Annotated in this window: 26 protein-coding genes and 1 pseudogene; 11 read left to right on the top strand and 16 right to left on the bottom strand. The window is 70.8% G+C overall.

What is annotated here, in order from left to right:
- Positions 1-13: 13 nt before the first annotated feature.
- Entirely contained in the window at positions 14-532 is a 519-nt protein-coding gene (locus tag AB0G20_RS28605; RefSeq protein WP_361307212.1) for a hypothetical protein, read from the top strand.
- Positions 533-598: 66 nt separating this feature from the next.
- On the opposite strand, the gene AB0G20_RS28600 is transcribed toward AB0G20_RS28605, so the two are convergent.
- Positions 599-1477 (bottom strand): NAD-dependent protein deacetylase, encoded by an 879-nt coding sequence (locus tag AB0G20_RS28600; RefSeq protein WP_361307210.1) that lies wholly within the window; start codon positions 1475-1477, stop codon positions 599-601.
- 233 nt (positions 1478-1710) lie between these two features.
- Between AB0G20_RS28600 and AB0G20_RS28595 the strand changes: the two genes are divergently transcribed.
- On the top strand, positions 1711-1989 hold the full coding sequence (locus tag AB0G20_RS28595) for a GlsB/YeaQ/YmgE family stress response membrane protein (protein ID WP_248511653.1): 279 nt from the start codon (positions 1711-1713) through the stop codon (positions 1987-1989).
- 85 nt (positions 1990-2074) lie between these two features.
- Here the strand turns inward: AB0G20_RS28595 and AB0G20_RS28590 are convergent, their stop codons facing one another.
- The 9 genes from AB0G20_RS28590 to AB0G20_RS28550 form a co-directional block, all read right to left on the bottom strand.
- Positions 2075-3004, bottom strand: coding sequence for an endo alpha-1,4 polygalactosaminidase (locus AB0G20_RS28590; RefSeq protein WP_361307208.1), 930 nt, complete (start codon positions 3002-3004; stop codon positions 2075-2077).
- A complete protein-coding gene (locus AB0G20_RS28585; RefSeq protein ID WP_361307206.1) occupies positions 3001-3663 on the bottom strand; it encodes a spherulation-specific family 4 protein in 663 nt (220 codons plus the stop codon). The genes AB0G20_RS28590 and AB0G20_RS28585 overlap by 4 nt, the downstream gene beginning before the upstream one ends.
- A complete protein-coding gene (locus AB0G20_RS28580; RefSeq protein ID WP_361307204.1) occupies positions 3660-4553 on the bottom strand; it encodes an NAD(P)-dependent oxidoreductase in 894 nt (297 codons plus the stop codon). The genes AB0G20_RS28585 and AB0G20_RS28580 overlap by 4 nt, the downstream gene beginning before the upstream one ends.
- Before the next feature lie 7 nt (positions 4554-4560).
- Positions 4561-5274 (bottom strand): sugar phosphate nucleotidyltransferase, encoded by a 714-nt coding sequence (locus AB0G20_RS28575; RefSeq protein WP_361307202.1) that lies wholly within the window; start codon positions 5272-5274, stop codon positions 4561-4563.
- Between the two features lie 68 nt (positions 5275-5342).
- On the bottom strand, positions 5343-6344 hold the full coding sequence (locus AB0G20_RS28570; protein ID WP_361307200.1) for a GDP-mannose 4,6-dehydratase: 1002 nt from the start codon (positions 6342-6344) through the stop codon (positions 5343-5345).
- 51 nt (positions 6345-6395) lie between these two features.
- Positions 6396-7814 carry a hypothetical protein gene (locus tag AB0G20_RS28565; RefSeq protein WP_361307198.1) on the bottom strand — a complete coding sequence of 473 codons (1419 nt, stop codon included), beginning with the start codon at positions 7812-7814 and terminating at the stop codon, positions 6396-6398.
- The gene (gene pelF / locus AB0G20_RS28560; RefSeq protein ID WP_361307196.1) at positions 7811-9328 is read right to left on the bottom strand and encodes a GT4 family glycosyltransferase PelF; all 1518 of its coding nucleotides are present in this window, start codon (positions 9326-9328) and stop codon (positions 7811-7813) included. Before pelF ends, AB0G20_RS28565 begins: the two co-directional genes overlap by 4 nt.
- A 99-nt stretch (positions 9329-9427) precedes the next feature.
- Positions 9428-11554, bottom strand: a complete 2127-nt coding sequence (locus tag AB0G20_RS28555; protein WP_361307194.1) for a hypothetical protein — start codon at positions 11552-11554, stop codon at positions 9428-9430.
- A gap of 398 nt (positions 11555-11952) precedes the next feature.
- Positions 11953-12480 carry a hypothetical protein gene (locus AB0G20_RS28550; RefSeq protein WP_361307192.1) on the bottom strand — a complete coding sequence of 176 codons (528 nt, stop codon included), beginning with the start codon at positions 12478-12480 and terminating at the stop codon, positions 11953-11955.
- 529 nt (positions 12481-13009) lie between these two features.
- Here AB0G20_RS28550 and msrA point away from each other — a divergent pair.
- Positions 13010-13519, top strand: coding sequence for a peptide-methionine (S)-S-oxide reductase MsrA (gene msrA, locus AB0G20_RS28545; protein WP_361307190.1), 510 nt, complete (start codon positions 13010-13012; stop codon positions 13517-13519).
- Positions 13520-13736: 217 nt separating this feature from the next.
- On the opposite strand, the pseudogene AB0G20_RS28540 reads toward msrA, so the two are convergent.
- Positions 13737-14116: pseudogene (locus AB0G20_RS28540) on the bottom strand (ATP-binding cassette domain-containing protein); the annotation flags it as partial.
- A gap of 297 nt (positions 14117-14413) precedes the next feature.
- Between AB0G20_RS28540 and rph the strand changes: the two are divergent.
- The 3 genes from rph to AB0G20_RS28525 all read left to right on the top strand — a co-directional run bounded on the left by rph (position 14414) and on the right by AB0G20_RS28525 (position 18211).
- Positions 14414-17011 (top strand): rifamycin-inactivating phosphotransferase, encoded by a 2598-nt coding sequence (gene rph, locus AB0G20_RS28535; protein ID WP_361307188.1) that lies wholly within the window; start codon positions 14414-14416, stop codon positions 17009-17011.
- A 169-nt stretch (positions 17012-17180) separates the two neighbouring features.
- Entirely contained in the window at positions 17181-17765 is a 585-nt protein-coding gene (locus AB0G20_RS28530; RefSeq protein WP_361307186.1) for a hypothetical protein, read from the top strand.
- Positions 17762-18211 (top strand): nucleotide disphospho-sugar-binding domain-containing protein, encoded by a 450-nt coding sequence (locus AB0G20_RS28525; RefSeq protein ID WP_361307184.1) that lies wholly within the window; start codon positions 17762-17764, stop codon positions 18209-18211. The genes AB0G20_RS28530 and AB0G20_RS28525 overlap by 4 nt, the downstream gene beginning before the upstream one ends.
- Before the next feature lie 9 nt (positions 18212-18220).
- Here the strand turns inward: AB0G20_RS28525 and AB0G20_RS28520 are convergent, their stop codons facing one another.
- Positions 18221-18586 (bottom strand): STAS domain-containing protein, encoded by a 366-nt coding sequence (locus tag AB0G20_RS28520; RefSeq protein WP_361307182.1) that lies wholly within the window; start codon positions 18584-18586, stop codon positions 18221-18223.
- Positions 18587-18806: 220 nt separating this feature from the next.
- Between AB0G20_RS28520 and AB0G20_RS28515 the strand changes: the two genes are divergently transcribed.
- Positions 18807-19220 (top strand): ATP-binding protein, encoded by a 414-nt coding sequence (locus tag AB0G20_RS28515; protein ID WP_361307466.1) that lies wholly within the window; start codon positions 18807-18809, stop codon positions 19218-19220.
- A gap of 160 nt (positions 19221-19380) precedes the next feature.
- The gene (locus AB0G20_RS28510; RefSeq protein ID WP_361307180.1) at positions 19381-20319 is read left to right on the top strand and encodes an ADP-ribosylglycohydrolase family protein; all 939 of its coding nucleotides are present in this window, start codon (positions 19381-19383) and stop codon (positions 20317-20319) included.
- A 96-nt stretch (positions 20320-20415) separates the two neighbouring features.
- Here AB0G20_RS28510 and AB0G20_RS28505 read toward each other — a convergent pair whose 3' ends face one another.
- The 3 genes from AB0G20_RS28505 to AB0G20_RS28495 form a co-directional block, all read right to left on the bottom strand.
- Positions 20416-20640 (bottom strand): hypothetical protein, encoded by a 225-nt coding sequence (locus AB0G20_RS28505; RefSeq protein WP_361307178.1) that lies wholly within the window; start codon positions 20638-20640, stop codon positions 20416-20418.
- A gap of 185 nt (positions 20641-20825) precedes the next feature.
- A complete protein-coding gene (locus tag AB0G20_RS28500) occupies positions 20826-21197 on the bottom strand; it encodes a hypothetical protein (protein WP_361307176.1) in 372 nt (123 codons plus the stop codon).
- A 253-nt stretch (positions 21198-21450) separates the two neighbouring features.
- Positions 21451-22344: a helix-turn-helix transcriptional regulator gene (locus AB0G20_RS28495; protein WP_361307174.1), complete on the bottom strand. Its 894-nt coding sequence runs from the start codon at positions 22342-22344 to the stop codon at positions 21451-21453.
- A gap of 185 nt (positions 22345-22529) precedes the next feature.
- On the opposite strand from AB0G20_RS28495, the gene AB0G20_RS28490 reads away from it, so the two are divergent.
- The 3 genes from AB0G20_RS28490 to AB0G20_RS28480 all read left to right on the top strand — a co-directional run bounded on the left by AB0G20_RS28490 (position 22530) and on the right by AB0G20_RS28480 (position 24771).
- Entirely contained in the window at positions 22530-23546 is a 1017-nt protein-coding gene (locus AB0G20_RS28490) for a zinc-dependent alcohol dehydrogenase family protein (protein WP_361307172.1), read from the top strand.
- Between the two features lie 62 nt (positions 23547-23608).
- Positions 23609-24274: an SDR family NAD(P)-dependent oxidoreductase gene (locus AB0G20_RS28485; RefSeq protein ID WP_361307170.1), complete on the top strand. Its 666-nt coding sequence runs from the start codon at positions 23609-23611 to the stop codon at positions 24272-24274.
- A gap of 83 nt (positions 24275-24357) precedes the next feature.
- The gene (locus AB0G20_RS28480; protein WP_361307168.1) at positions 24358-24771 is read left to right on the top strand and encodes a cupin domain-containing protein; all 414 of its coding nucleotides are present in this window, start codon (positions 24358-24360) and stop codon (positions 24769-24771) included.
- A 118-nt stretch (positions 24772-24889) separates the two neighbouring features.
- Here AB0G20_RS28480 and AB0G20_RS28475 read toward each other — a convergent pair whose 3' ends face one another.
- Complete coding sequence (locus AB0G20_RS28475; protein ID WP_361307166.1) at positions 24890-26041, bottom strand: S1 family peptidase; 1152 nt, start codon at positions 26039-26041, stop codon at positions 24890-24892.
- Positions 26042-26185: the final 144 nt, after the last annotated feature.

The raw sequence follows: 26185 nt of genomic DNA, 5'->3' as shown, positions 1-26185 counted from the left end.
TGAGGGGCAGCAGGTGGAGGACGACCGGCGAGCGGAGGCGCCGCCTGGCGCGGAGACCGGTGCACTGGCGGACCGTCTGAAGGAACGGATCTACGCCACCATCACGATGATCGCCGTGGTGATCGGTCTGTCTCTCGGTGATGTGGGTCCCCTCGGCGCCCTCGCCACGGTCCTGACGACCGCACTGGGTCTGTGGCTCGCGGCGTTGGTCGCCGACCAGCAGGCGCACCGCACAGTCCACCGTCGCCTCGCCAACGGCCGCGAGCTGCGCCGCATGCTGTACGTCAGCAGCCCGCTGCTGTCCTGCGCTGTGGGCCCGTCCGTGCTGATCGCCCTGGCCGCGCTGGACGTCCTGTCTCTGGACGCCGCGTTGCCGGCCGCGGCGGGAGTGTGCGTGGTCTCCCTCTTCCTGTGGGGCTGTGTGGGCGGGCTGCGGATGGGGGGAGGCGCCTTGGCGGCGGTCGTGGCGGGCCTCGCGGACGCGGCGATCGGTGTGGCGGTCGCCCTGGTGAAGGCGGCCGCCGGGCATTGACGTGACGCGGTCCGTGCCGTGTCCGAGTTGCTCGGGGTGTTCCCGGTCGGTTCAGGGCCGAGACGGCTAGGCGACGCCCAGCCGGTGGGCGACGGTGCTGAGGGCTGTGCCCAGCGGGAGAGCAACCCTGGCAAGGGCGTGCTGGTCGCCCCGCGTCTGATCCAGGTTGACGATCAGCACCGGCTTCCCGGCCTGGGCCGCCTGGCGGACGAAGCGGAGCCCGGACATCACCGTCAGCGAGGAACCGAGGACCAGTACCGAGGTCGCCGCACGGACCAGTTCGCGGCAGTGCTCGACGCGCGGCGGCGGAACTGCTTCGCCGAAGAACACGACGTCCGGTTTGAGGGTGCCGCCGCAGAGCGCGCAGGGCACCACGCGGAAGCCTCCGACCTGGTCGTCCGTGAGGTCGGCGTCACCGTCCGGGTTGATTCCGGCGGCCACGGGCTCGAACCCCGGATTGGCTTCCTCCAGCCGCCGGGCGAGTTCGCGGCGTGGGCTGAAGGCGCCGCAGGAAAGGCAGACGACCCGGGTCAGGGTTCCGTGGAGTTCCACGACGTCCTCGCTGCCTGCGGCCTGGTGCAGGCCGTCCACGTTCTGGGTGATGACACCCGAGAGCAGGCCCCGGCGCCCGAATGCGGCCACGGCCCGGTGCCCGGCATTGGGGCGGGCCCGGCCGAAGGTCCGCCAGCCGAGGTGGCTGCGTGCCCAGTACCGGCGCCTGGCCTGGGCGTCGGCGATGAAGTCCTGGTAGGTCATGGGGGTGTGCCGGCTCAGGCTCCCGCCCTCGCCCCGGTAGTCGGGGATGCCCGATTCCGTGGAGATGCCCGCTCCGCTGAGCACCAGCACTCCGCCGTCGCCGAGCGCATCGGCGACCGGCTCCAGATCCGTGGTGCCCGGCGGCAGGTCCTCGGCAGGGGTCCAGCTCAGGGTGGGGCGCATGCGCATGCCGTCAGAGTACGGAACAGCCGCCTTCCATGCTGCTGCGCTGCCCCGGGCTGAGGCCGCCCTGGCGCTCACCTTGCCCTCGACCGTTCCTGACGAGGTACGTCTTTCCCCCCGATGACCTGAGCCGCAATCAGGGCCGACAGAGCCGATATCAGAAGGAGACGTTTGGCAACGCGGGATCGGCGCACCCGATGAGTTAACAGAATCCTTATACGACGAAGCGGAGAGGCACCATGGGCATCATTGCTTGGATCATCATCGGGCTACTCGCCGGCGCCATCGCCAAGCTCCTGATGCCGGGCAAGGACCCCGGCGGCATCATCATCACCATGCTCATCGGTATTGCCGGCGGTCTGCTCGGCGGCTGGCTCGGCAAGGTGATCTTCGGCGTCGACTCCATCGACGGGTTCTTCGAGCTCTCCACGTGGATCGCCGCGATCGCAGGCTCCCTCGTCCTGCTGGCCCTCTACCGCCTCGTCACCGGCAACCGGCGCTCGCACCGTCACGCATGACCCGTTGAAGGCACACACCTCCGGTCACTCCTGAACGGCTCCTTTCCCTGTTCACAGGGAAAGGAGCCGTTCTGCGAGGCAACCGTCAACACGGGCTTCGCCACACCCCGAGTTCCGGTTTCTTCAGCATCGACGACAGCCTCAGTCGGCGGGACTCGGCACAGAAACCGCTCCGCGGCTCCGTGTATTCGACGTGGAAGACCGCCTTGCCCGCCGCGATGAACGGGGAGAGCTCGCCGCACTCGTCGTACTGGGCGCACTCCTCGTTGACCGCGAAGTCGAAATGGCTCACGAGTTGGGGAATCTGGGGAAGATCGTTCTTCAGCCCTACCGAGAGCCCTCGCTCATGGGCGATGGCCGCGATCATGCGGTTGTACCTGAGCTGGTCCCGTGCGGTGAGCGGGAAGCCGGTGTCGTTGCCGTAGCCCTCCACGAGATCCGGCTCCACCGCGTCGAAGCCCTTGTCACGGCACATGTCGAAGCGGCGCTCCATGATCGGTCGCAGAACGGCCAGCTGCCGGATGTCCAGCCACCGCTCGCCCGACCACCCGTTGGGCTCGCCGAGCACCGATTGCGGGAAAGCGTCCCGGTCCGGCCGGAAGTCCTCCCACGCGCCCACGTTGACGTAGCAGATGACCTTCTTCCCCGCGCGGTGCAGCCGGGCCACGTCCGACGCCGAGTTCTCGAAGCCGTCGATGTCGTAGACGGGCACGTCGGCCGACGCATCGATCCTGCCGTCGAGTTGCCACTGCCAGGCAAGGCCCGGACGTGGCTTCCACAGGGTCCTGGAGGGCGAAGGGGCGGCGGAACCCCGCGATGGGGAAGGGGAGGCGCTCGGGGAGGTCGGCGGCCTCTCCGGCTCAGGAGCCGGCGGTCTGGAAGTCGCCGCGTGCGGCGCGCCCGACGTCGTCCGGTGTGCTTCGGCCGGATGCCCGGCGCTGCCGGAACAGCCCGACAGCGCCGAGGCCGCGAGCGCGGTCAGCAGGGTCACGCAGGAAAAGGCCCGCCGGCTCATCGCCCCGCCCCGGTGAGGGCGGGTGTCAACTGGGCCCAGGGGTTGGGTGGTTCGCCCGTCACCGGGCCGCAGACCGCCGCCCCGCGCTCGTGCGCGGTGCGCACGGCGAGAGGAACGAGCGCCTCGGGCACCCCGTACACGAGGTGGCACAACCGCTCGGGCGGGTGCCGCGCGGTCCACGCCGGCCGGCTGAAGGCGGAGACGTACGTCGACCAGTGGCCCTCGAACGTGACGGTCAGGTCGGCGAGGCGAGCGTACCCCGGCGCCGGATGGACCCCGGGGTTGAGGACGACCGTCCCCGCACCCGCCCGGCGCACCGCCCGTACCAGCCGGCGGCAGGCCGGCAGCCCGTCCGCGGTCGCCGTCACCCGGTCCAGGAAGCAGCCGTCCGCCGCGTACCACTCCCGGTGCCGGCGTACGTCCTCGGTGACGTCCGCGGCGTCGCGCACCCCGTAGTCGGTGTCGACGTAGCCCAGCAGACGCGCCCCCGCCGCCCGCAGCGCACCGGCCGCGGCGGTGAACGCCGGGTCGGGGACCTCGCCCGGACCGCTCGCCGGGTTGAGAACGACTCCGTAGGTGCGGGACGCGGCGGTGATCAGCCGGTGCCAGGCCCCCGGGTCCTCGGCCGGATGGACGTACAGCGGAATCAGCAGGTTCACGGCGTGCGGCCGCCTGCCCACAGCGCGGTCAGCGCGTCGTCGAGGGAGTGGTCCGGACGCCAGCCCAGGGCCTCCTCGGCGGCGGTGATGTCCGAACACTGCCACGACACCTGCGCGGAGCGGCCCGAACCGGCCGTGCTCTCCTCGATCCGGCCCCGGAAGCCGGCCAGGCCGGCCAGGTTCCGCACCAGGTCGCGCACCGGGACGGCCCGGCCCCCGCCGACGTTGAGGACGGGCGGCAGCGGGCCCGGGGCCGTGGCCGCGAGTACCGCCGCCCGTGCCACGTCACGTACGTCGACGAAGTCGCGGTAGGCGGACAGGTCGCCGAGCCGCAGCACCGCCTCCGGGTCGGGGCCGGCCTCGCGCAGCAGTGTGGCGATCCGGCCGGGCAGCCCGGTGGACGGAGCTCCGGGGCCCACCGGATTGCCCACCCGCAGCACCACCGCGTCCAGGCCGGAGGCCGTCACCGCGACCGTGCCCGCGAGCTTGGTCGCACCATAGGGGCCGACCGGGCGGGTGGCCGCCGACTCCGTCACCGGGATGTCCGGCGTGCCCGGCCCGTACTCGGCGGCCGAGCCCAGGTGCACCAGACGGGCCGCGGGGGCCGCCTCGCGCAGCGCGGCGCACAGCACCGCCGGACCCCGGGTGTTGACCTCGGCGAGGGTGACGGCGTCGCCGCCGGTAGCGCCCGCGCAGTTGACGACGGTGTCGGGCGCGGCCGACGCGAGGGACTTCGCCAGCCGCTCCGGGCTGACGCGGGCGAGATCGACGTCGAGGTCGGCGGCCGGCGACCGGCCGCCGCCGAGCACCAGCGCGCCCGGCAGTGCGCGCAGCCGCTCGACGACGTGCACGCCGAGATAGCCGGTGAAGCCCAGGACGAGAATGCGCATGACGTGCTCAGGCTCCCTTGAGCAGAAGCGACTTGCGGGTGGTGAACTCGGCGTTGGCACGGTCGTAGTCGTCGGGGCGGCCGATGTCCAGCCAGTACCCGTCGAAGTCGTAGGCGTGCGGCTGGTTGTCGGTCTTCAGCAGGTCGAGCACCAACTCGTCGAAGCCGAGGGGGAGTCCGGGCGTGTAGCCGTCGAGGGTGGCGCGGGACAGGCCGTAGACGCCCATGGAGACGCGGTAGTCCATGCTCGGCTTCTCGGTGAACGCGACGACCTTGCTGGAGTCGGTGGTCAGCACGCCGAAGTCGATGTGCACCTTGCGGGCGTACGTCGCGATGGTCAGCGGGGCCCCGGACGCGCGGTGCCGGTGCAGGACGTCGGCGTAGTCGAGGTCGGTGAGGACGTCGCCGTTCATCACCAGGAAGGTCTCCGGCAGTCGGTGGCGCAGGGTGAGCAGCGGGCCCATGGTGCCCAGCGGGCTGTCCTCCGTGGCGTAGTCGACGGTCAGGCCCCACTGGGAGCCGTCGCCGACGTAGGCGCGGATGATCTCGCCGAGGTGGCCGATGGCGATGGTGCAGCTGGTGAAGCCGGCCGTGGACAGCTGGCGCAGCACGATCTCCAGGATGGCGTGCTGGTCGCCGATGGGCACGAGCGGCTTGGGCAGCGCGGTGGTGTACGGCCGCAGCCGGACGCCCTTGCCTCCCGCCAGGATCACTGCGTGCATGAGGCTCCTCCTTCGTGAACGCTTCGTGGACGTGCGCGGACGTGACGGACGAGATCCGCTGGGCGGTGTCAGATGTTGTAGATGCCGGTCTTGTAGCGGGCGAGGTTGGCCGGGTCGCGGAAGAACTCCACGGTGGACGCCAGGCCTTCCTCCAAGGTGTGCGCGGGCTGCCAGCCGGTGGCCGCGCCGAGCCGGCTCGCGTCCGCGACCAGCCGCATCACCTCGGAGTTGGCGGGGCGGATGCGGGCGGTGTCCTCGCGGACATCGAGAGCGGTGTCCATCACCTTGCCGATCAGCGCGACCAGGTCGCCGACCGAGATCTCCCCACCGGTTCCGGCGTTGAAGGTACGGCCCACGACCTGCTCTGCGGGCGCGCTGCCGACGGCGAGGAAGGCCTGCGCGGTGTCCTTGACGAAGGTGAAGTCCCGGGTGGGGCGCAGGTCGCCGAGGGTGATCGTGCGTTCCCCCGCCGCGACCTGCCCGATCACGGTGGGGATGACCGCGCGCATCGACTGGCGCGGCCCGAAGGTGTTGAAGGGCCGCAGGGTGACGACCGGGGTGTCGAAACTGGCGTGGTAGCTGTCGGCCAGCCGGTCCCCGCCCGCCTTCGAAGCGGCGTAGGGGGACTGGGTGTTGATGGGGTGGTCCTCGGTGATGGGCACGGTCTGCGCGGTGCCGTACGTCTCGCTGGTGGAGGTGTGCACCAGCCGGGGCGTGCCCAGGGCGCGCACGGCTTCCAGCACGTTGAGAGTGCCGGTGACGTTGGTGTCCACGTAGCTGTGCGGGGCCTGGTAGGAGTACGGGATCGCGATCAGCGCGGCCAGGTGGTAGGCGGTGTCGGCCCCTTCGAGGAGGCCGCGGACCGACCCGGGGTCCCGGACGTCGCCGAGGACGATCTCCACCTGGTCCAGGACGTCCGGATGCAGGGTCTCCAGCCAGCCGTAGGAGGAGAAGGAGTTGTACTGGGCCATGGCCCTGACCCGGTGTCCGGAGGCGACCAGTGCCTCGGTGAGGTGCGAGCCGATGAAGCCTTCGGCTCCGGTGACGGCGGCGAGCGGTGCGGAGGTCAACTGCGGTGTCCCTTCGGTTGGACGGGATAGGAGCGGAGAGTGGCGCGGGGCTCAGGCGTGCGGGGCGGGCCGGCCGAGCAGCCACAGTGCGCACGCCGACAGACACAGGGCGGCGGCGCCGCAGCTGAGCGGCAGGGCCAGGGCGGCGCCCGGTGGCAGATCGAACAGGACGACCGCTGCGGCCCCGCCGGCTGCCGTCAGGCAGATCCCGGCCGACGACCAGGCCGCCCCGAACGCCTGGAGCAGCAGCGCGGTCCACAGGACGGCCGCGAGCAGCAGCAGGGCGGCCGGGTCCGCGCCGGTCAGCAGGGCCGCGGGCAGCAGCGGCGCGAGATAGGCGAGCAGGCAGAGGCCGAGGATGCCGGCCGAACGCAGCAGGAACCCGGCGGGCGTGGCAGTGGCACGCAGCGCGGCGACCGACAGCCCGCGGTAGCGGTACAGCAGCCATTCCGCCGGTCCCATGCTCAGCGTCAGCACGATCACCGCGTACGGCTCCTCCCGTCCCTCCAGCAGCACCAGCACCCCCGCGGCCAGCCCGAACAGGCCGTACGGCAGCGACCACAGCGGGCGCGGCCGGGTCGCGCCGGCGACGGCCGGGACGGCGAGGGCGCCCCGCAGGACCCAGCCGGTGACGGTGAGCGTGGCGAGCAGCGCCAGCAGGGGCAGCCCGGCCCGGAGCGTGGGGCCGGGCTCCCACCACGCCAGGACGGCGGCACCGGCGATCAGCGGGCTGAGCGCGGCCAGCAGCAGCCGTTCCCGGCCCAGCACCAGCAGGACACCGGCGGCCGCCAGGTACGCGGACTGCGCGGCAGCCACCAGGGTCACCGGTCCGCCGTCGGCGGGCAGCGCGGCGATCGCCGTGGCCACCGCCGCTCCCGCGGGCGCGCCGGCCAGGAGGGTACGGCCCGCCTCCCGGCGTCCCGTCGCCATCCGCAGGTGCGCGCGATGGCCGAGTGCCTGCCCCCACGCCCAGGAGGCGAGGCCGGCCACGATGAGGGCGGGGGCGTGCCCGCCGGCGTTCCACAGCGGTGCGGTCAGCAGGTAGGCGAGGCCCGGCAGGGCGAACAGCACTCCCCGCAGCAGACAGCGCAGGGTGTCGGGGCGCCAGGGGTCGGCCGCCGGGGCGGGTTCGGGGAAGGTGCGCGGGACTCGCTCGTACAGGGCGGAGGCGAGGGAGAACAGGTTCGGGTGGCCGTACCGTTCGCTGATCAGGGACGCGGACAGTCCCTCCGCCTCCAGCAGCGCGGCCACTTCGTAGGGGTGGACTGCGGGACCTATGCGGTCGGCGAGTTCGGCGGCGAGTTCACTGACCGCCTCCTCGTCGGGGCCGCGCCGGGGCAGCCGGATGGCGAGCGTGGTGTCGTCGAGGGCCCAGCGTGGCCGGCGTCGCGGCGGACGTGTGTCGGCCAGCCGTATGGCCAGCGTGTCCTGTTCGCCGCCCCCGGGTTCGAGGGACATCGGCCCGCTCACAGGGCGAGGCTTCCGGTGCCGTGGACGGCCGGGGCGGGCGTCCTGACCGGGGGCATGACGGTCAACTCCTGTTTCGGGTGGGCCAGTTCCAGATAGACGGACCGAAACGTGTCAATGGTCTGCCGGAGGGTGAACTGCTCGATGACCCGCAACCGGGCCGCCTCGCCCATCGCCCTGCGCCGCCCGGGATCGCCCAGCAGCTCCAGCGCGGCCGCGGCCATCGCCTCCGGATCGCGCGGAGGCACCACGAGCCCGGTGTCACCGACGGCCTCGCGTACACCGCCCACGTCGGTGGACACGGTCGCCCGACCGCAGGACATGGCCTCGATCAGGGTGAAGGGGAAGCCTTCGCTGATGCTGGAGAGCATCACGACGTTTCCGGCGGCGTAGGCGTCCTTGATGTCGTCGACGCGCCCTTCGAACGTGACGGCGTCGGCGTGCCCGAGTTCGGCGGCCAGGGCCTCGCAGCGTTCCCGGTAGGCCTCTCCGCCCCGCGGTGTCCCGCCGAACAACCGCAGCCGCGCGTGCGGGAGCCGGGCGCGGACGAGGGCGAAGGCCCGGATGAGGGTCTCCAGGTCCTTGATGGGATCGACCCGGCCCGCCCAGCTGAGGGTGGGCGCGTCCGGTTCGGGCCCGGCCGCCGGGAACGCCGCGGGGTCGACGCCGTTGTAGACCGTGCGGATCGACTCCGGGGCGGCGCCGCCCTCCTCCTCCCACAGCCGGTTGTAACGGTTGCCCGGTGTGATCAGCGCGGCCCGCCGGTAGCTCTCCTGCGCGAGCAGCCGGAAGAACCCGAGGATCACGGCCTTCACCGGCCAGCGGTACGGCGCGGTGCGATAGCCGAGGTAGCGCTCACGCAGATAGACCCCGTGTTCGGTCAACAGCAGGGGGACACCGTGGTGTTCGAGAGCGGCGAGGCCCGGCAGGACCGCGACCCCGCCGCTCACCGCGTGGGCGACCCCGCTCTCCGGAGCCGGGGCGGCCAGCGGGCGCAGGGCGTGCTCCAGCAGGGCGGTCGCGGTGAGCGCGTCGTGCAGGGTCGGCTGTGCCTCGCGCACGGCGAGACCGGGGCGGTTCCACAGCGCGGTGAGGATCGCGATCGCCCGGTCCGCGCGCAGGAAAGGGCTCAGCGTCCCGTCCGACGCGGCCCGTGCCAGCGCGTACAGGGCGGGGGCGAATCCGTCCTCGGCGCGCGGGTCGAGCAGCGCGGTCAGGAACCGCTCGTAGGCGGTGGCGAGTTGGTTGCGGGCCCTGCCCCGGGGCGGGCGGCCTTCGGGCGGGGCGCCCCACATGGGGACGGACAGCACGCTCGAGACGTGCGCGGGCAGGTCCCATACGACCGGTTCACGTCCGGTGCCGGTGACGGCGATGACGTCGAAGGCGAGGTCGGGCATGCCCTGGACGAGTTGGTCGCACCAGACACTGACGCCGCCGTGGCTGTGCGGGTAGGTGCCTTCGGTGAGCAGGGTGACGCGCGTCGCTCCGGTATGTCGCGCGCCCTGGGGAACGGGCATCGATGTGCTCCACGGCCGAGGTGTGGGGTGGTTCGGGCCGGTCCTGGCCGCCCCCGTGGCGGCCAGGACCTTCGGTTCGGTCTTGGGCGGGTGCGCCGTTCAGCCGTCTGCGGTGTGGCCCACCGGGTCGGTGACGCCCGCGGGGACACGGGTCCGTGGTGCGGGGCCGGTGGCCGGGGCGGACTCGACGGCGTCGGCGGCCGGGGCCGTGGCGGACGCCGGCAGGGTGAGAGCGAGCGGTGTGCCCGTGGAGGGCGTCCAGCCGGACACCGCCCCCGCGTACGCCTCGCCGAACGCGGCGCCGGCCAGCGTGGTGCCGGTGGGCAGGGTCGCGGTGACCGCCAGCCCGTCCGGCGCGTCGACGGTCACCGTGTCGCCGATGCGGTAGGCGGTGACCTCCCCGGCCCGGAGTGCGGCCTGCCAGTCGGCCCGCCGCCGGAGTTCGGTGCCGATGTCCCGCATCCGCGGGTTCACCACGGGGGTGTCCTCGGTGAACAGTGCCGCGTAGTCGTCCAGGACGCCGTTGAGCACGGGGTAGGCGATGCGGTCCTCGGCCAGGTTCGACTGGTGGATGAAGTGCGGCTTGGGGTCGTTGGACAGGACGTGCCCGAGGGCGATCCGGGTCTCCAGCGGCACGATGTGGTCGGCGTAGCCGGTGGCGGCATCCAGGGGCGCCGCCAGACAGGTGGTGGTGGCCGGGTTGTCCTCGCAGATGCCGCTGCCTCCCTGGGCGCGGCTGGTGTAGATCCAGTTGTACTCGTCGACCTGCTCGGCCGCCCGGCCGGCGTTGTAGAAGACGTTCATCGGATAGCGGGGCACGGTCGTGGCCGGACCGACCCGACGCTGGTCGGGCTCACGGGAGTTGTCGGAACCCAGCCAGGTGATGTCGTTGTCGTCGAGGGCGAGCGCCAGGTTGGGGTTGTCCTCGGGCTGCTGCGGCAGCACCTTCATGCCCGAGTGCTCGCCGGTGACCAACTCGCCGTTCACCAGCGGCAGTCCGGCGTTCTCGCCCCAGACCCGGTTGGTGGCGATCTCGTCGGAGATGTCGTTGCGGCTCATCCAACGGGTGCTGCCGTCGGCGTCGGTCGCGCACTTCCAGGGGACCACGGTGGTGTCCTGCACACAGCCGAGGAAGGGGTGCGAGTAGGTGTGGTTGATCCACCGGAACTCGCCCCGCCGTGCGATCAGCCGGTCGGCGAGCGGGTCGGCGCCGTTGTTGTCCTCGCGCTGATCGACGCTGCCGGCGCCGTTGTAGGCGAAGTCGAGGGTGAAGTCCTTGCTGTTCTGCCAGTCGACGGCGTGGTCGACGTCGCCGGGCGTCATCCGGATCGGGTCGGGCGTCGCGTTGGGGTCCGTGCAGTCGACGTCGCCGGGCGTGCAGTTGAGCTGGCTGTTCCAGCGGTCGTCGGCGGCGAACACGTCGTCCACGTGGACGGAGAAGTAGTTCCGAGAGGCGCCCAGGTGCACACCGCCGGTCATCCACTCCACGATGCCGCGGGCCAGGAGCCGGAACTGCTGCTGGTACTGGTTGTAGACGAAGGTGACGACCAGCTCGCGCCGCCCGTCGTGCCGGTACTCACCCACCAGCGTGCCCTTGGCCGACTGCCCGGGGATCGCCGCCTCGACGTACGGGGTGAAGTCGGCACCCGCCACGGGCTTCGACAAGTAGGCGTAACTCTCGCCGACAGCCGGGTCGTTGTCCTCGAAGGGCACCGCCCCGTCGAGATAGCCGAAGGGGCCCGACTTGCCCGCGGCGGTCACCTCCGCCCGCTTGCCGTCGACGCTGCCGGAGTAGCCCCCGTGGATCGGGTACTGCAAACCGGCTTCGGGACGCGCGTAGGTGTAGGCGTCGACCTGGGGAACGTCGTACGTCTGCTCGTACGTCGCGAGTGCCGCCATCTCGGCGGAGCCGGCCGGGAACGGGTTGTCGTTGGGCAGCACGACGGCCTGGAACTTGGCGCGCGGGCGGCCGTCGACGGTGTCCGCGAGGAAGTCGGCATCGATCACGGTCCGGCCGGACCGGGTGAGGTCGATCCGGGTGTACGGCGTGCCTGCCGCGGCCAGTTCGGCGGCTATCGCGTCGGTGGCCGGGCCGCCGTCGCTCACCACCAGCACCCGCAGGTCGATACGGGGCGTGGTGTCGGCGTGGGCGGCTCCGGCCGGCAGGCCCAGTGCGGCGATGAGCGCGCCCACCGTGAGCACGGTGGTGCGTAAGGTCCGCTTCATGCGGTGAGGTCCCCTCCCCGGGCAGGGGTGAGCACGGCTCCCGTGGAGCGGACGCACCCCCTTGCGTGCCGCCGGCGTCCCCCTCAGAAGCCAGTTCGTCACGCATCCGTTCGCGTCACATAGTGAGGTCTGTGTGGAGATTTCGCGGTCATGTTGCGGAACATGACGGAAAAGCGCAGGTGTCGAACATGGTGCTTTCGAAGCGAAACGAGCCGTTCCCGGCCGTAGGGCGAGGTCGGACCCGGTGGACGCGAGGGCCCGGCATGCTGGTCCGGGCCCTGCGCGGCGCACCGGCGGGCCGGAGGGGCCCGCCGGTCGGAGTGCCAGTGGTTCAGACCGGGGCGAGTGCCTGGCCATGGAGGCTTTCAGGTCAAGGCCGCCGGGCTCCGGACGGAGCGTCAGGAACAGAGCACGCGCGTCACGGGCGTGTAGACCGGGCCGCCGCTGACGTTCGTGGAGTCGCTGAACTCGGCGTAGAAGTACGAGTAGAAGCCGATGTTGCCGTTGCAGCCGGAGTCGGCGGCGACGTCCAGTGTCAGGGTGACCGTACGGCTCTGGCCGGGCGGGATGGTGGCGCCGTAGTTGCTGCCGAGGTTGGCCGGGCCGGTCCCGGAGCAGGGAGCGGGGCCGTTCGTGGTGGTCAGGCTGCATCCGCTGAAGCTGTACTTGAGGTCGGGGCGCTGCGTGGTCAGCCACGTCGGTTCGATCGTCTGGTACACGAACCAGACGTCGTAGGTGTTGTTGTTGGTGATGGTCATCGACAGCTTGACCGAGCCGCCGGGCGTGGTGGTGGCGCTGTCGGTGGCGAAGGTCAGCTCCGCCGGCGCCGGATCGGCCGCGCTCGCGCTGGGGGTCAGGCCGAACACGGCGAGAGCGAGGGCGAGGACGGCACCGAGGCCGAAACGTCTCATCAGAGGTGATCGCATGGCCTGGGAGGCTAGGCAGGGGCCGAGCGCAGCGTCTGCCTGGCGGGGAAGGTGCTGCTCGCCACTCGGCTGGAAGTGTTCATGGTGTGATCGAGGTGTGCCGAAAATATGGAGGCGTGGCGGGAGTTGCATTCGCCCAGGCAGTCAACGCCTGTCGGGGCGGCTGTGCGGGACGGCCGCCGCCGGCCGCTTCCGCGGCGCGAAGAGATGACATTGGCGCGTATCGGATCCGGCGGGCCTCTCCCGCGTTCGCGATCACCCCGGGAATCTCGGCCATCCGCCGGGTTCCGGCCTGCGTCGCCGAGGGGGTCTGTCAGGGCGTACCGGGACCCCGCGGCAAGGTGTCGGCCGCGACGCCCGCAGCCTGGGCGTGGCTCCCGCCTCGGTGGCGGTGGCGATGCGCGCTCCCCTGGCGGCCCCCTGCGGGCAAGTCGGCTCGTCACCTGTCAAAATGGTGACCGCAATGCGAACGGTATATGTGCGAGGCTGGTCTCGCGCGGACGGATACGGGCAAGAAAGGTGATGCGTCATGAGTGATGTCGAGGAGAGGGCGCTGCTGGCGGGTGGCTGCTTCTGGGGCATGCAGGAGCTGATCCGGTCGCTTCCCGGGGTGATCCGCACCCGGGTCGGCTACAGCGGGGACGACGACAAGCCTCACCCCACCTACCGTGACCACGGAAAACACGCGGAGTCGATCGAGGTCGTGTTCGATCCGACCGCCACCGACTACCGCGCGATCCTGGAGTACTTCTTCCAGATCCACGACCCGACCACGAGGGACCGGCAGGGCAACGACATCGGTCTGAGTTACCGCTCCGCCATCTTCTACCTCGACGACGAGCAGCGGCGCGTCGCGCAGGACACCATCGCCGATGTCGAGGCGTCCGGGCTGTGGCCGGGCCCGGTGGTGACCGAGGTCGTGCCGGCCGGCGCGTTCTGGGATGCCGAGCCGGAGCACCAGGACTACCTCCAGCGCTATCCGGACGGCTACACCTGCCACTTCCCGCGCCCGAACTGGCGGTTGCCCAGGCGCGGCTAGTCCTGGACGCCGACGTGGCCGGGGGAGGGTGCCGCCCTCCCCCGGCCACGCGTCGTTTCTGCTTCTCTCGGTGCCGAGCGCGTGGGTGCCGTCGGTGCCCGCCCACGAGCATTCTCACCTGCTTGACAGGTGACGAATGCTCGTGGGCGGCATGCTGATGGCCGTCCAAGGCGACAGCGTGATTCCGAGGGGGAGGCCGGTCATGGGCAAGGAACTGTCAGCGCCCGGTCTCCTCCCGTCGCCCACGATCCGGTTCCAGGCGTAGCTCACGCCCCTGCCACCGTCGGCGCAGCCAGCGATCGTGGCTGGCGACCACGATCGCGCCCGGCCCGGCGGTGCCCAGCGCCTCCTCCAGCTCATCGCACAGACGCGGGGAGAGGTGGTTGGTGGGCTCGTCGAGCAGCAGCAGATGCGGCCGGCGGGCCACCAGCAACGCGAGGGCCAAGCGTCGGCGTTGCCCCACGGACAGGTGCCCGACGGGCTGGGCCAGGTCCGCCTCGTGCATCAGACCGAGCGAGCCGATCGGCACCTTCTCGGCCCGCCCCGGGCCCACGGACAGCTCGTAGGTGTCCCGGCCGTGCGGTCGAGCCGCTCGAACTCACGGTCGACGTCGTCGGCAGCGTAACGCAATCGTTCGGAGGCCGATCTCTTCCGGAGGTCACCCCGGCAAAAGACAAAGGCAAGGAGATCTCTCCTTGCCTCTCCCAAGTTATAGCGCACCGGGGGGCTTGCGGCAAGGCCCGGGTCACGGCGCAGAATCGTCGACCAAAGCCACAACCTGCGGAAACGGGGACACGAGGTGCGTGTGTTGGAGACGAGGACGTGCTCGGAGGCGCTGGTGATCCGACCGGCCAGCGCAGTGCGACGGAGCACGGCTGCCTCGGAGGTGTCGCGATGATCGAGCCGTACGTGCTGGATCTCCGAGAGGCCGACGAGACGCAGATCGCGGTCGTCGGCGGCAAGGGCGCGCACCTGGGCGCGATGTCGCGGATCGACGGCATCCGCGTACCGGGTGGCTTCTGCGTGACGACGGAAGCCTTCCGGCGGATCATGGCTCAGGCGCCGTCGATCGACGATCTGCTGGATCAGCTGTCACGCTTGGGCCCCGACGACCGGGAGGCGATCCGCACCCTCAGCGCGCAGATTCGCCGGACCATCGAAGACATCGCCATCCCGGGCGATCTCGCGGCGGCGATCACCCGCGCGCTCGCCCGGCTCGGCGAACAAGCCGCCTGCGCCGTCCGGTCCAGCGCGACGGCGGAGGACCTGCCGACGGCCTCCTTCGCCGGCCAGCAGGACACGTACCTGAACGTCGTGGGGCCGACGGCGATCCTCCAGCACGTCAGCCGGTGCTGGGCCTCGCTGTTCACCGAGCGGGCCGTGACCTACCGCCAGCGAAACGGCATCGACCACCGCACGGTCCACATGGCCGTGGTCGTGCAGCAGATGGTCTTCTCGCATGCGGCGGGCATCCTGTTCACGGCCGACCCGGTCACCGGCAACCGGAAGGTCGCCACCGTGGACGCCGGCTTCGGCCTGGGCGAGGCCCTGGTCTCCGGCCTGGTCAACCCGGACGTCTTCAAAGTGCGACACGGCCAAGTCGTCGCCAAGACGATCGCCGCCAAACAGCGTGCGGTGCACGCCCTGCCGGCCGGAGGCACGCAGGAGGTGGCGATCGACTCACCGCGCCAGCAGCAACCGGCCCTGACCGATGAACAGGCCGTGCAGCTCGTGGAGTTCGGGCGGCGGATCGAAGAGCACTTCGGCCGCCCTCAGGACATCGAATGGTGTCTGGTCGACGATGGTTTCCAGATCGTTCAGAGCCGGCCGATCACGACGCTGTTCCCCGTCCCGGAGGCCGGCGATCAGGAGAATCACATCTACGTCTCCGTCGGCCATCAGCAGATGATGACCGACCCCATGAAGCCCCTCGGGCTCTCCATGTGGCAGTTGACGGCCATGGCACCGATGCGCGCGGCCGGCGGAAGGCTGTTCGTCGACGCCACCCGGGCCCTGTCGTCGCCCGCGAGCCGCGCCGGCCTCCTCGACCTCATCGGCAGAGGCGACCCGCTGACCAGGAACGCCCTGGAAACCGTCCTCGACCGCGACGACTTCGTCCCGTCACTCCCGGACGCGGGCCCCGGCGGGCCCCCGGCCGGCGGCGCGCCTGCCCCGATCGAGACCGATCCGGCCATCGTCGCCGAACTGATCGAGCGCAGCCGGACGTCCATCGCCGCCCTACGGCGCGACATCGGGACGAAGAGCGGACCGCCGCTGTTCGACTTCCTGTTGGAGGCCTTCGAGGAGCACAAGCGAGTCCTCACCGATCCGCTGAGCCACCAGGCGATCATGGCGGGGATGGAAGCCACGTGGTGGCTGAACGACAAGCTGCACGAATGGCTGGGCGAGAAGAACGCGGCTGACACGCTCACGCTGTCCGCCCCCGACAACGTCACGTCGGAGATGGGACTGGCGCTGCTCGACGTCGCGGACGTGATCCGTCCCCATCCGGAGGTGGTGGCGTTCCTGCGCGGCGTCGAGGACGACAGCTTCCTTGACGAGCTGCCGAAGCTGTCCGGCGGGACCGAGGCGCGCGACGCCATCGAGGCCTACCTCGACCGGTACGGCATGCGCTGTGCCGGAGAGATCGACATCACGAGGCCTCGTTGGCGCGAGCGCCCCAGCACGCTCGTGCCGGCGATCCTCGACAACGTCAGGAACTTCGGTCCGGGCGCCGCAGAGCAGCGCTTCGAGCAAGGTCGGCAGGAGGCGTTGAAGAAGGAACAGGACGTGCTGACCCGCCTGCGGGCCCTGCCGGACGGGGACGCCAAAGCCGACGAGACCAAGCGGATGATCGACCGGGTCCGCACCTTCATCGGGTATCGGGAGTACCCGAAGTACGGCATCGTCGACCGCTACTTCGTCTACAAGCAGGCCTTGCTCAAGGAGGCCGAGCGCCTCGAGCAGGCCGGCGTGCTGTCCGACAGGGAGGACATCTTCTACCTCACGTTCCAGGAGCTCCACGACGTCGTCCGCTCGAACCGGGTGGACGACCGGCTGATCCAGGAGCGCAAGGACGCGTTCCGGTCGTACCAGGCGCTCACACCGCCCCGCGTACTCACCTCGGACGGCGAGACCATCAACGGGGCGTACCAGCGCGACGACGTGCCGGCCGGTGCCCTGATCGGCCTGCCGGTGTCGGGCGGGACCATCGAGGGACGGGCCCGCGTCATCCTCGACATGGCGCAGGCCGACCTCGAGCCGGGCGACATCCTGGTCACGGCCTACACGGACCCCAGTTGGTCACCCCTCTTCGTCGGAATCGCCGGCCTGGTGACGGAGGTGGGCGGCCTGATGACCCATGGCGCGGTCATCGCACGCGAGTACGGCCTGCCGGCCGTCGTGGGCGTGGGGGAGGCCACCCGGCTGATCCAGGACGGACAGCGGATCCGGGTGCACGGGACCGACGGGTACGTCGAGATCCTGTCCTGACCGACCACGACCAGAAGGCCCCCACGCACCCGCGGTGTGGGGTTGCCAGGAATGGGTTGACCCACGCCGCGCTCGCCCGAGTGCCGGGCGGGCGCGGCTGGTGGGCTGAGGAGAAGCTACTTCTCGCGGCCCCGAACTGAGCGGGACCGCCCGGCGGAGCACCGGTACCGTGCCCACGCCCGAACAGCGCCGCCAGATGATCGAGAGCACCGTCGCCGCGCAGTTCGAGGCGGTCGGCAGGGCCGCGGAGGGCTGCGACGCCATCGTGGGAGGCGGCGGGCTGGCCATCGCCGCCCGCTCGGTGGCCGAACAGCGTGGCATCGGCTACGTCTACGCCGCCTTCGCCCCGGTCACGCTGCCGTCCGCCCACCACGCACCACCAGTCTTCGGCACCCTCGGAGAGAAGCCGGCGGACGGAACGATCGACAACCGCACACTGTGGGATCGGGACGCCGAACGCTGGAACGCCGTCTTCCGGGAGGCCCTCAACGCACGACGCGCGACCGTCGGGCTGTCCCCGGTCCGGGACATGCGCGACCACTTCTTCACCGGCGCCCCGTGGCTGGCCGCAGACCCGACCCTGGCCCCGTGGCCGCAGCCGTCCGAACTGGACGTGCGCCAGACCGGAGCCTGGGTGCTGCCGGACACCCGTCCGCTCTCCGACGAACTGGAGAGCTTCCTGGACGCCGGCAGCCACCCGTCTACTGCGGGTTCGGCAGCTCCCGCGCACCGGACGGTGTCACGAAGGCCGTGATCGACACGGCTCGCGCACTGGGCCGTCGTGTCGTCCTCTCCAGCGGCTGGGCGGAACTCTCCCTCGTGGACGACGCCCCCGACTGTCTGCTGATCGGCGAGGTGAATCAGCAGGCACTGTTCCGGCGGGTCGCCGCCGCGATCCATCACGGCGGCGCCGGCACCACCACCGTGGCTGCCGTCTCCGGAGCACCCCAGGTCGTCGTCCCGCTCCAGTTCGACCAGCTCTACTTCGCTCGCCGCGTCGAGCACCTCGGCATCGGCAGCGCGCACCCCTTCGGCGACCTCACCACCGACACCCTCCTGCCCGCTCTCCGCCGGGCCCTCGACGGCGAGGTCGCCGCGCAGGCACGCACGGTCGCCGACGCCGTACGCACCGACGGTGCCGCGACCGCCGCCCGGCAGCTCATCGACCTGCGGGGATCGCTTGCCGAAGCACAGCGCTGACGGCGCGGGTCAGGACGTCAGGGCCTGCTCGGTGGTGGGGTGGCAGGGGATGAGGGTGTCGACCCCGACCAACTGCAGGACACGCAGGACCGTTTCCTGAGCGCCGGCGATGCGTACCCAGCCGTCCGCGCGGCTCACCTGCTGGTGGGTGGCGACGAAGACGTTGATGCCGCTGGAGTCCATGAAGGTCACTCCGCTGAGATCCGCGACTATCCGCGGCGGGACCGTCCCGTCATCGACCAGCAGGGCTGCGCTGAGCACGTCCCGGACGTCGTGGTCGATCTCGCCCCGCAGCGTCACGACACGGATGTCTCCGGCCATGCGGTGTTCGGCGTGGAGCCGGCCCGGCCGGTCCGCTTCCTCGAGCTGGGACACCGTCTCCTCAAGTGTGTTTAGGCTTGCCCGGTCAGAACGTGCGCGCTTGATTCTGCCCTACCGCCCCGGCCGGATGCACCTGAGCGGCTGTGCCGAACGACACCCTTGCGGCATGCAGGGCGCAGAAACGGGTACCGGCGCGCGTGAACGGGGAATGAGGGCGAGGCCAGTGGGATCTGATACCGACGGTGACGGCTGTACAACGCCGGACGAGCAGCTCATGCGCGTGGGGTACGCCTTGGACGGAGACGACAGCTGTATTGCAGATGCCCGCCATCACGCCGCCGCTTTCCTCGACCAGGTCAGCGACGACCAGCACCTGCACGTTTCTGCCCGCGTGCGGGACCTCACCCAGCTGGTGGTCAGCGAGCTTGTCACCAACACGCGCAAATACGCTCCCGGCCCCGTCCTGCTGGAGCTGCGCATCACCGCCCGCGCCGTGGAGGTCATGGTGTGGGACAGCGACCCCACGATCCCCGCGGCCCGGGCGGCCGATCCCAGCAGGATCGGCCAACACGGCTTGGAGATCGTGAAGGCCGTGGTTGAAAACTTCGAGGTGCAGCGGGAGCCGGTGGGCAAACGCATCACCGCCCGCATCGCACTGGACGACGGCCCCGGCCACGACCTCACCTGACGACCGCATCCGCAGCCGGACGCGGCTGCTTGGTTCCAGGAGGCTTCCGACACGCCTACAACTTCCTGGACCTGGTGAAGGCCGCGACGTCGGACGCCCTCGCCGCCCACCACGTAGAAGAGGCCGGTCGGCTGCCGTGTGACGCCGATAGCCTGCACGGATGAAGCGCATGGACCGAGCCGTCGCGACGGTCGTCGGCTCAGCCGTCGGAGACGCACTGGGAGCACCCTTCGAGTTCGGTCCACCGGGTGCGTTCTCCGCCCGTTTCCCGGAACCGGGGGGCGGTGGCGAGATGTGCGGAGGCGGCGGTTGGGAACCGGGCGAAGGCACGGACGACACGCAGATGGCCGTTCTCGTCGCGGAGTCACTACTGCGGCGGGGCGGACTGGATCTGCCGGACATCTTCGGCCGCTTCCAACAGTGGGCGGCAGCCGACCCAAAGGACATCGGCCTGCAGACGGAGGACGTCCTGACCAACGGCATGCCGTGGGACCTGGCAGCCGCGATCCACTTCCAGGTCACGCAACGAGCAGCCGGTAACGGATCGTTGATGAGGGCGTCGACATCTGCGGTCTATTTCGCTCGTGCCGGGCGGACGATGACGATGGACGCCGCCCGGCGTATCGCCGCCCTTACCCACGGCGACCGCGCCGCATGGGAAGGCACGGCCATATTTCACGAACTCATCCGCCTCACCCTGGCAGGCGCCGACCCGCTCCGCGCCCTGCCCGACGTCCTGGAAGACGTCCATCCCGACCACCGCCGTCGATACGGCACAGTCCTTGCTGCCGATTGGCATCCCGACCAGGCAACCGAGTTCAACGGCGCGGTCTGGCCCTGCCTCGGGTCGGCGGTCTGGGCTCTGCGCAACACGAACAGCTTCGAGGACGCCCTTCGCGCGGCCATCGACGTGGGCGGCGACACAGACACCGTCGCCGCGGTCACCGGAGGTCTCGCGGGCGCGTACTACGGATGGGACGCGATCCCCGACCGCTGGACCGAACCCCTGCATGTCCCTCTGCCAGGGTTCGACGGACGGGTGATGCGGCCGGCAGACCTGATCGATCTCGCGCACCACCTCGAAACCGGCATGGACTGACGCGGGCAGCGGGGGAGTCGTGCATCAGCTCGCGGTGGATCGTGCACAGCCGGAGCCGTGCGGGTGCACCGGCAGGAGTGCGTCCCGAAGGGCGCGTCAGGCGATCCACGCTTCGTTGTGCCGATGCCGGCCCAACGCGCCGCTGCCGTCTGTGACGGTTTCGAACAGCGAGTCGGTCATCGGCATCAGTGACAGGCCCTGTCCGATCGATGTCAGCCGAGCGGCAGGCAGGTGCCGCGTGGCAATACGCAGCGGGTCCTCCCTCTCTGGGAGCGGTACGACGTCTGCGAACGCGGCGGCGGGCAGAAGACCTTCCGGCATGCATCCCAAGGTCGGCCCGGTGACCCCGACCTACGAGGGCATGCGACTGGCCCGGAGAGCCGGCCAGCGCCGGTACCCCGGACGAGACGGCCATGCTGTGAACCACGTACGGCCCCCTGAGCACGCACCACGGAACGCGCGGAGCCCGATCGCGCCTGCGGTCGGGCTCCTGGGCCGGCGCCGGTTTACGGGCGCAGAACCACCGAGTTGATCGGCGTGAGGTCGATCTCGTTGGCGTAACCCTGGTTCGCGGTCCAGCAGTTGGTGCCGTTGGAGTTGACGCAGATGTCGGCCTTCCAGCCGTCCGTCTGGTTGTTGTAGATCATGTGAATGCCGTACTGGTTGGAGAGCTGGTGCACCCCCCGGGACCAGTACACGTGTGAGGGCACGTCGTTGTTGAAGCCCGTGTTCTCCGGATAGATGCAGAAGGCACCGTCGGGACATCCGTGCGAGCTCGCCGCCGTGGCGGCCTGGGCCTCGACGGTGCCGAGCATGAGCAGTGCCGCGGCCGCGGACGCCAGCGCGGCGGTTTGACGGACCATCTTCGACGCGATCATTGCCACCTCTGTGGAAAGAGACTTGTCGACTTCACCATGGGGCGGGCGTGCAGCCGGGCTGCTACGGAAGTCGAGCGCGAGCCTAGTCTCCGACCCCCGACCAGCGGTCCTGACACCTGTCGGGGTCCGACGCCCCTACCCACCGAGCCGCATTCCTGCGTAACGAAGACATGGCCGCCGCCCGAGCTGCCCCGGCACCCCACTCCGCGTGGAACTTCGTGCGGTCAGAAAATGACGCTGCCCGTCGCCGGAATCAGCTCGTCGTGGACTGCTGCGAGGCCGCCGGAGCCTCGTGCGTGGCGGCCCAGGAGGCGAGCAGGCGCAAGCCCTCTTCGAACGGCGAGCCGGGCTCAGCGGTGTAGATGGTCATGGTCAGGCCGGGTTCGGCGGCCAGCTCCAGGCCTTCGAAGGCGAGTGTGAGCTCGCCGACCACCTCGTGCTGGAAGCGCTTGATTCCGGTGCCGTGGTGGCGGACGTTGTGCGCGCCCCAGCGGGTGCGGAACTCCTCGCTCCGGGTGGACAGTTCACCGACGAGGTCGTGCAGGTCCTTGTCGTACGGGTTGCGGCCGGCCTCGGTGCGCAGGATGGCGACCGCAATGTCGGCGAACAGGTCCCAGTCGGGGTAGAAGCGCCGGGACGCAGGGTCGAGGAACTGGAACCGCGCGAGGTTCGCCTGATTCCCCGGGGCGGCGTAGATGTCGCGGTGGAAGGCGCGGGCGAGCTGATTGGTCGCGAGGATGTCCATGCGCCCGTTGCGCACGAACGCGGGCCCGGCGGTGATGGCGTCCAGTGTCCACTGCAGGGTGCGGTGGGGCTTCCACTGGTCCCTGGTGCGTCGGCGCCGGGGGCGGGTGAGGGCGTCGGAGCCGTCGGCCGCCTGCGCCAGATTCAGCAGGTGAGCGCGTTCGGCGTCGTCCAGCTGGAGCACGCGGGCGACCGCTTCGAGGACCGCCGGGGAGACGCCGGAGAGATTGCCGCGTTCGAGTTTGGCGTAGTACTCGACGCTCATGTCGGCCAGGGCCGCGACCTCGCTGCGGCGCAGCCCCGGCACGCGACGCCGGGCCCCGGCGGGAAGCCCCGCCTGCTCCGGGCTGATCCTGGCCCGCCGCGAGGTCAGGAACTCGCGAACCTCATCACGGTTGTCCATGTCTCGACCGTACGGCCCGAGCGCCGCCTGAGCGATGTACTGCCAGTACACCCCTCATCAGTGACTCGCTGCGCGCCCCGATGCGCGGTTCTCTGGAAGACGCGGCACCCGGCAACCCGGGCACGCAGGAGCCGCGGCACGCAGGTGCGAACAGCACCTCCCTCAGCACGTAAGGAACCACCCTCATGCGCGGAGCAGTGATCCACGCCCCTGGCGACGTCCGCATCGAGACGCTCGACGACCCGAAGATCCTCAAGCCCACCGACGCGATCATCCGCACCGCCGTGACCTGCGTGTGCGGCTCCGACCTGTGGCCCTTCCGAGGCCTGGACGCGACCGACGAACCGCATCCGATGGGCCACGAGTACGTCGGCTTCGTCGAGGAGGTCGGCAGCGAGGTCACCGCCGTACGGCCGGGCCAGTTCGTCGTCGGATCGTTCGCCACCTCCGACAACACCTGCGCCAACTGCCGCAACGGCTTTCAGTCCAACTGCCTGAACCGCGAGTTCATGGGCACCTGCCAGGCCGAGTATGTGCGCATCCCCAACGCCCAGGGCACGCTGGTCGCCACCGACGAGACGCCGGCGCGGGAGTTCTGGCCCGGTCTGCTGGCCGTCTCCGATGTCATGGGCACCGGCTGGTGGGCCGCCGACGCCGCCCGGGTCGAGCCCGGCTCCACAGCCGTGGTGGTCGGTGACGGTGCGGTCGGCCTGTGTGCGGTGATCGCGGCCAAGGAAAGGGGCGCGGAGCGGATCATCGCGATGAGCCGTCACGAATCCCGGCAGAAGCTCGCCGTGGAATTCGGCGCCACGGACATCGTCACCGAGCGCGGTCACGAAGGCGTTGCCCGGATCAAGGACCTCACCGGCGGCATCGGCGCCGACAGCGTCCTGGAGTGCGTCGGCACCGCCCAGGCCATGCAGCAGGCCCTGCACTCGGCGCGACCCGGCGGCGACATCGGCTTCGTCGGCGTCCCCCACGACGTCGCCGTCGACGGGCAGGAACTGTTCTTCTCCCACGTCGGCCTGCGCGGCGGCCCCGCCCCCGTACGCCGCTACCTGCCCGACCTCATCGACCACGTCCTGACCGGCCGCATCGACCCCGGCAAGGTCTTCGACCTCACCCTGCCCCTCGACCAGGTCGCCGAGGGCTACCGAGCCATGGACGAGCGCCGCGCGATCAAGGCCCTCCTCACTCCGTGACAGCCAGGGGCCGGGCACACCCGCAGCCCTGCGCTCCGCACCCTTTCGACAAAGGACTCACCGTGACCACGTACGCTCTCATCGGCGCCGGCCCGGGCCTCGGGCTCGCCGCCGCCCACCGCTTCGGCGCCGCCGGCCACAGCGTCGCTCTGCTGGCCCGCAGCGCCGAGCACCTCGACGATCTCGTGGCCGACCTCACGGCCGACGGCATCCAGGCCCGCGGCTACACCGCCGACGTCCTCGACGCCGCCTCCCTCACCACGGCTCTGCACAGCGCCGCCGAGGAACTGGGGCCCGTAGAGGTCCTGCAGTACAGCCCCGTGCCGCGCGCCGACTTCATGAAGCCGGTCCTGGACACCACCGCCACCGACCTCGACGATCCGCTCGCCTTCTCGGTCAAGGGGCCCGTCACCTGCGTGAACGCGGTCCTGCCCGGCATGCGGGCCCTGGGCCGCGGCACGCTGCTGTTCGTCAACGGCGGCAGCGCCGTGCGGCCGCACCCTGAGCGCGCGGGCACGTCCATCGCCTTCGCCGGCGAGAGCGCCTACGCGGCGATGCTCCACGACGCGCTCGCCCCGGAGAACATCCACGCCACCCAGCTGATCATCCCCGGCGCGATCCGCCCGGAGGCCGAGCACTCCAGCCCCGCCGCGCTGGCCGAACGCCTCTACGCCTTGCACACCGAACGCGTCGGGTACCGGCACTACGCCGAACCCCTGCCTGCATGACACGGCAGGGCGTCATTTCTGACCGAAGGTGTCGCGGACCTGCCCCGCCGGCTGTCCACCACCGGATTCGAAAGGAAGCCCACATGGAGTTCATCAAGCCCGGGCCCACCAGCAAGGCGCCGGCCGACTGGTTCACCGGCGACGTCTGGTGGGACGTCATCGTCGCGGGTCAGGAACCCTCCAGGATGCGCGCGAACCTCGTCCGCTTCTCGCCCGGCGCCCGTACCAACTGGCACGCCCATGCCGTGGGCCAGACCTTGCACGTGGTCTCCGGCATCGCCCTGATCGGCACCCGGGACGGCACCGTCCTCGAAGCCCGTCCCGGTGAGACCGTCAGCTGCCCGCCCGGCGAAGAGCACTGGCACGGTGCCACCCCCGACCGCTTCATGGAACACATCGCCCTGTGGGAGGGCACCGGCGACGGCACCCCCGAGACCCGGTGGGCGGAACCCGTCACCGACCAGCGGTACAACGGCCCCCGCAGCCGCAACGAGTAGCACCTGGCGCCGGCTGAAGCACGCAGGGCCGGCAAAGCGATCTCGTACCTGGACCCGCGGTCCGAGCGGGCTCCGGAGGACGTTCGTGCCGGGGCCCGCTCGGCGTGCTGATCAGTGGTCAGGCTGTGTGCAGCGTCAGCCCGTACCGGTTGAGGATCTCGTTGACGGGCTGGTGCCAGGTCTCGCCGCCACTGCCGCAGTTGCCCCAGCCGCCGGAGGTGACGCCCTGGGCCTGGTCGCCGCTGATGAAGGAACCGCCGGAGTCACCGGGCTCGGCGCAGACGCTCGTCTTCGTCATCTGGTGGACGGCGCCCTGGCTGTAGTTCACCGTCTCGTTCTTCGCCAGCACGGTGCCGCAGTGCCAGTGAGTGGTGGAACCGGAACGGCAGACGGACGCACCCACCGGGGCCTCGGCGGAGCCGCGGACGAGCCGGTCGGAGACCGTGCCCCAGCCGAGCACCACCGGTACGGTCCACCAGCCGCTTCCCACGTTCACCCAGGCGTAGTCGTTGCCCGGGAACGACGACCCCTGGAAAGTGCCGATGTACGACCGGTCCCAGCCGTACACCGCCGAGCTCGGCGAGCCGCAGTGCCCGGCGGTGACGAAGCCGCCGTGCACCGAGAAGCCTATGGAGCAGCGGACGTTGCCGGTGTAGTACGGGTCGCCGCCCACGGTGCCGGCGGCGAAGGTACGCGGTGCGGCGGGGGCCTGCCGCACCATTACGGGACCGGCCTGGCGGGCTCGGGAGAGGAAGGCCCGGACATCGTTGTCGTCCCGGTGCGCGGCGACGACGTTCACGACGACCTTGTTGGCTTTCGGATCCACGTGCCAACTCCCGACTCCGGCGGGCGCGGGCAGCGCGTCGATGCTCCTCTTCGCCGCGTCGAGTTGCCGCGCGTCGTACCGCACGAGGCGTACGGTCGCTCCGGTCGCACGTACGGCGTCGGCATGCGCGGCGCGGGTGACGGCGACGGTGAGTTCGCCACTGCGGGCGTCGAACCAGGAGCCGCCGTAGGCCGAACCGGCGGCCTTGCGCGCCTTGCGTTCGACGGCTGTCGCGGTCTTCTCCGCGGCCAGGCGCGCTGCGGCCTCGTCCCGGGTCAGCCCCAAGTCGCGCTGCATCGCGGAGAGGAGTCCGAGGGAGGCCGGTGCTTCGGTGGAGCGAGCGGGAGCGTCCGCGGCGGAGGCCGGCAGGGCGCTCGCGGTGGCCCAGGTGCCGAGCAGGAGAAGTGCGGACAGTCCGGTGCGCAGGGATGTGGTGCGTCTCAAGGGATGCCCCTTCGTTGTTCCAGCAGGGTGGGGGTGGAACAGCAGAACTTGAGAGCGCTCTCGGGATACGCGCGGCAGAGCCTAGTCCGCGATCATGAAAAGGTCTATGCCTGTTCCCGGCCGCCTGTGACCCGTTGCCGTGCG

Source organism: Streptomyces sp. NPDC024017 (assembly GCF_040638895.1).
Classification (GTDB): Bacteria; Actinomycetota; Actinomycetes; order Streptomycetales; family Streptomycetaceae; genus Streptomyces.
The sequence above is the reverse complement of the archived record's forward strand: the minus strand, read 5'-3'. Positions and strand labels throughout refer to the sequence as shown.

Excerpts from the sequence above, each read along its gene's own strand:
- AB0G20_RS28600 (WP_361307210.1), bottom strand. The coding sequence starts at position 1,477 with ATGCGCATGCGCCCCACCCTGAGCTGGACCCCTGCCGAGGACCTGCCG.
- AB0G20_RS28595 (WP_248511653.1), top strand. The coding sequence starts at position 1,711 with ATGGGCATCATTGCTTGGATCATCATCGGGCTACTCGCCGGCGCCATC.
- AB0G20_RS28590 (WP_361307208.1), bottom strand. The coding sequence starts at position 3,004 with ATGAGCCGGCGGGCCTTTTCCTGCGTGACCCTGCTGACCGCGCTCGCG.
- AB0G20_RS28580 (WP_361307204.1), bottom strand. The coding sequence starts at position 4,553 with ATGCGCATTCTCGTCCTGGGCTTCACCGGCTATCTCGGCGTGCACGTC.
- AB0G20_RS28575 (WP_361307202.1), bottom strand. The coding sequence starts at position 5,274 with ATGCACGCAGTGATCCTGGCGGGAGGCAAGGGCGTCCGGCTGCGGCCG.
- pelF (WP_361307196.1), bottom strand. The coding sequence starts at position 9,328 with ATGCCCGTTCCCCAGGGCGCGCGACATACCGGAGCGACGCGCGTCACC.
- AB0G20_RS28555 (WP_361307194.1), bottom strand. The coding sequence starts at position 11,554 with ATGAAGCGGACCTTACGCACCACCGTGCTCACGGTGGGCGCGCTCATC.
- AB0G20_RS28550 (WP_361307192.1), bottom strand. The coding sequence starts at position 12,480 with ATGCGATCACCTCTGATGAGACGTTTCGGCCTCGGTGCCGTCCTCGCC.
- msrA (WP_361307190.1), top strand. The coding sequence starts at position 13,010 with ATGAGTGATGTCGAGGAGAGGGCGCTGCTGGCGGGTGGCTGCTTCTGG.
- rph (WP_361307188.1), top strand. The coding sequence starts at position 14,414 with ATGATCGAGCCGTACGTGCTGGATCTCCGAGAGGCCGACGAGACGCAG.
- AB0G20_RS28515 (WP_361307466.1), top strand. The coding sequence starts at position 18,807 with ATGCGCGTGGGGTACGCCTTGGACGGAGACGACAGCTGTATTGCAGAT.
- AB0G20_RS28510 (WP_361307180.1), top strand. The coding sequence starts at position 19,381 with ATGAAGCGCATGGACCGAGCCGTCGCGACGGTCGTCGGCTCAGCCGTC.
- AB0G20_RS28505 (WP_361307178.1), bottom strand. The coding sequence starts at position 20,640 with ATGCCGGAAGGTCTTCTGCCCGCCGCCGCGTTCGCAGACGTCGTACCG.
- AB0G20_RS28500 (WP_361307176.1), bottom strand. The coding sequence starts at position 21,197 with ATGATCGCGTCGAAGATGGTCCGTCAAACCGCCGCGCTGGCGTCCGCG.
- AB0G20_RS28495 (WP_361307174.1), bottom strand. The coding sequence starts at position 22,344 with ATGGACAACCGTGATGAGGTTCGCGAGTTCCTGACCTCGCGGCGGGCC.
- AB0G20_RS28490 (WP_361307172.1), top strand. The coding sequence starts at position 22,530 with ATGCGCGGAGCAGTGATCCACGCCCCTGGCGACGTCCGCATCGAGACG.
- AB0G20_RS28480 (WP_361307168.1), top strand. The coding sequence starts at position 24,358 with ATGGAGTTCATCAAGCCCGGGCCCACCAGCAAGGCGCCGGCCGACTGG.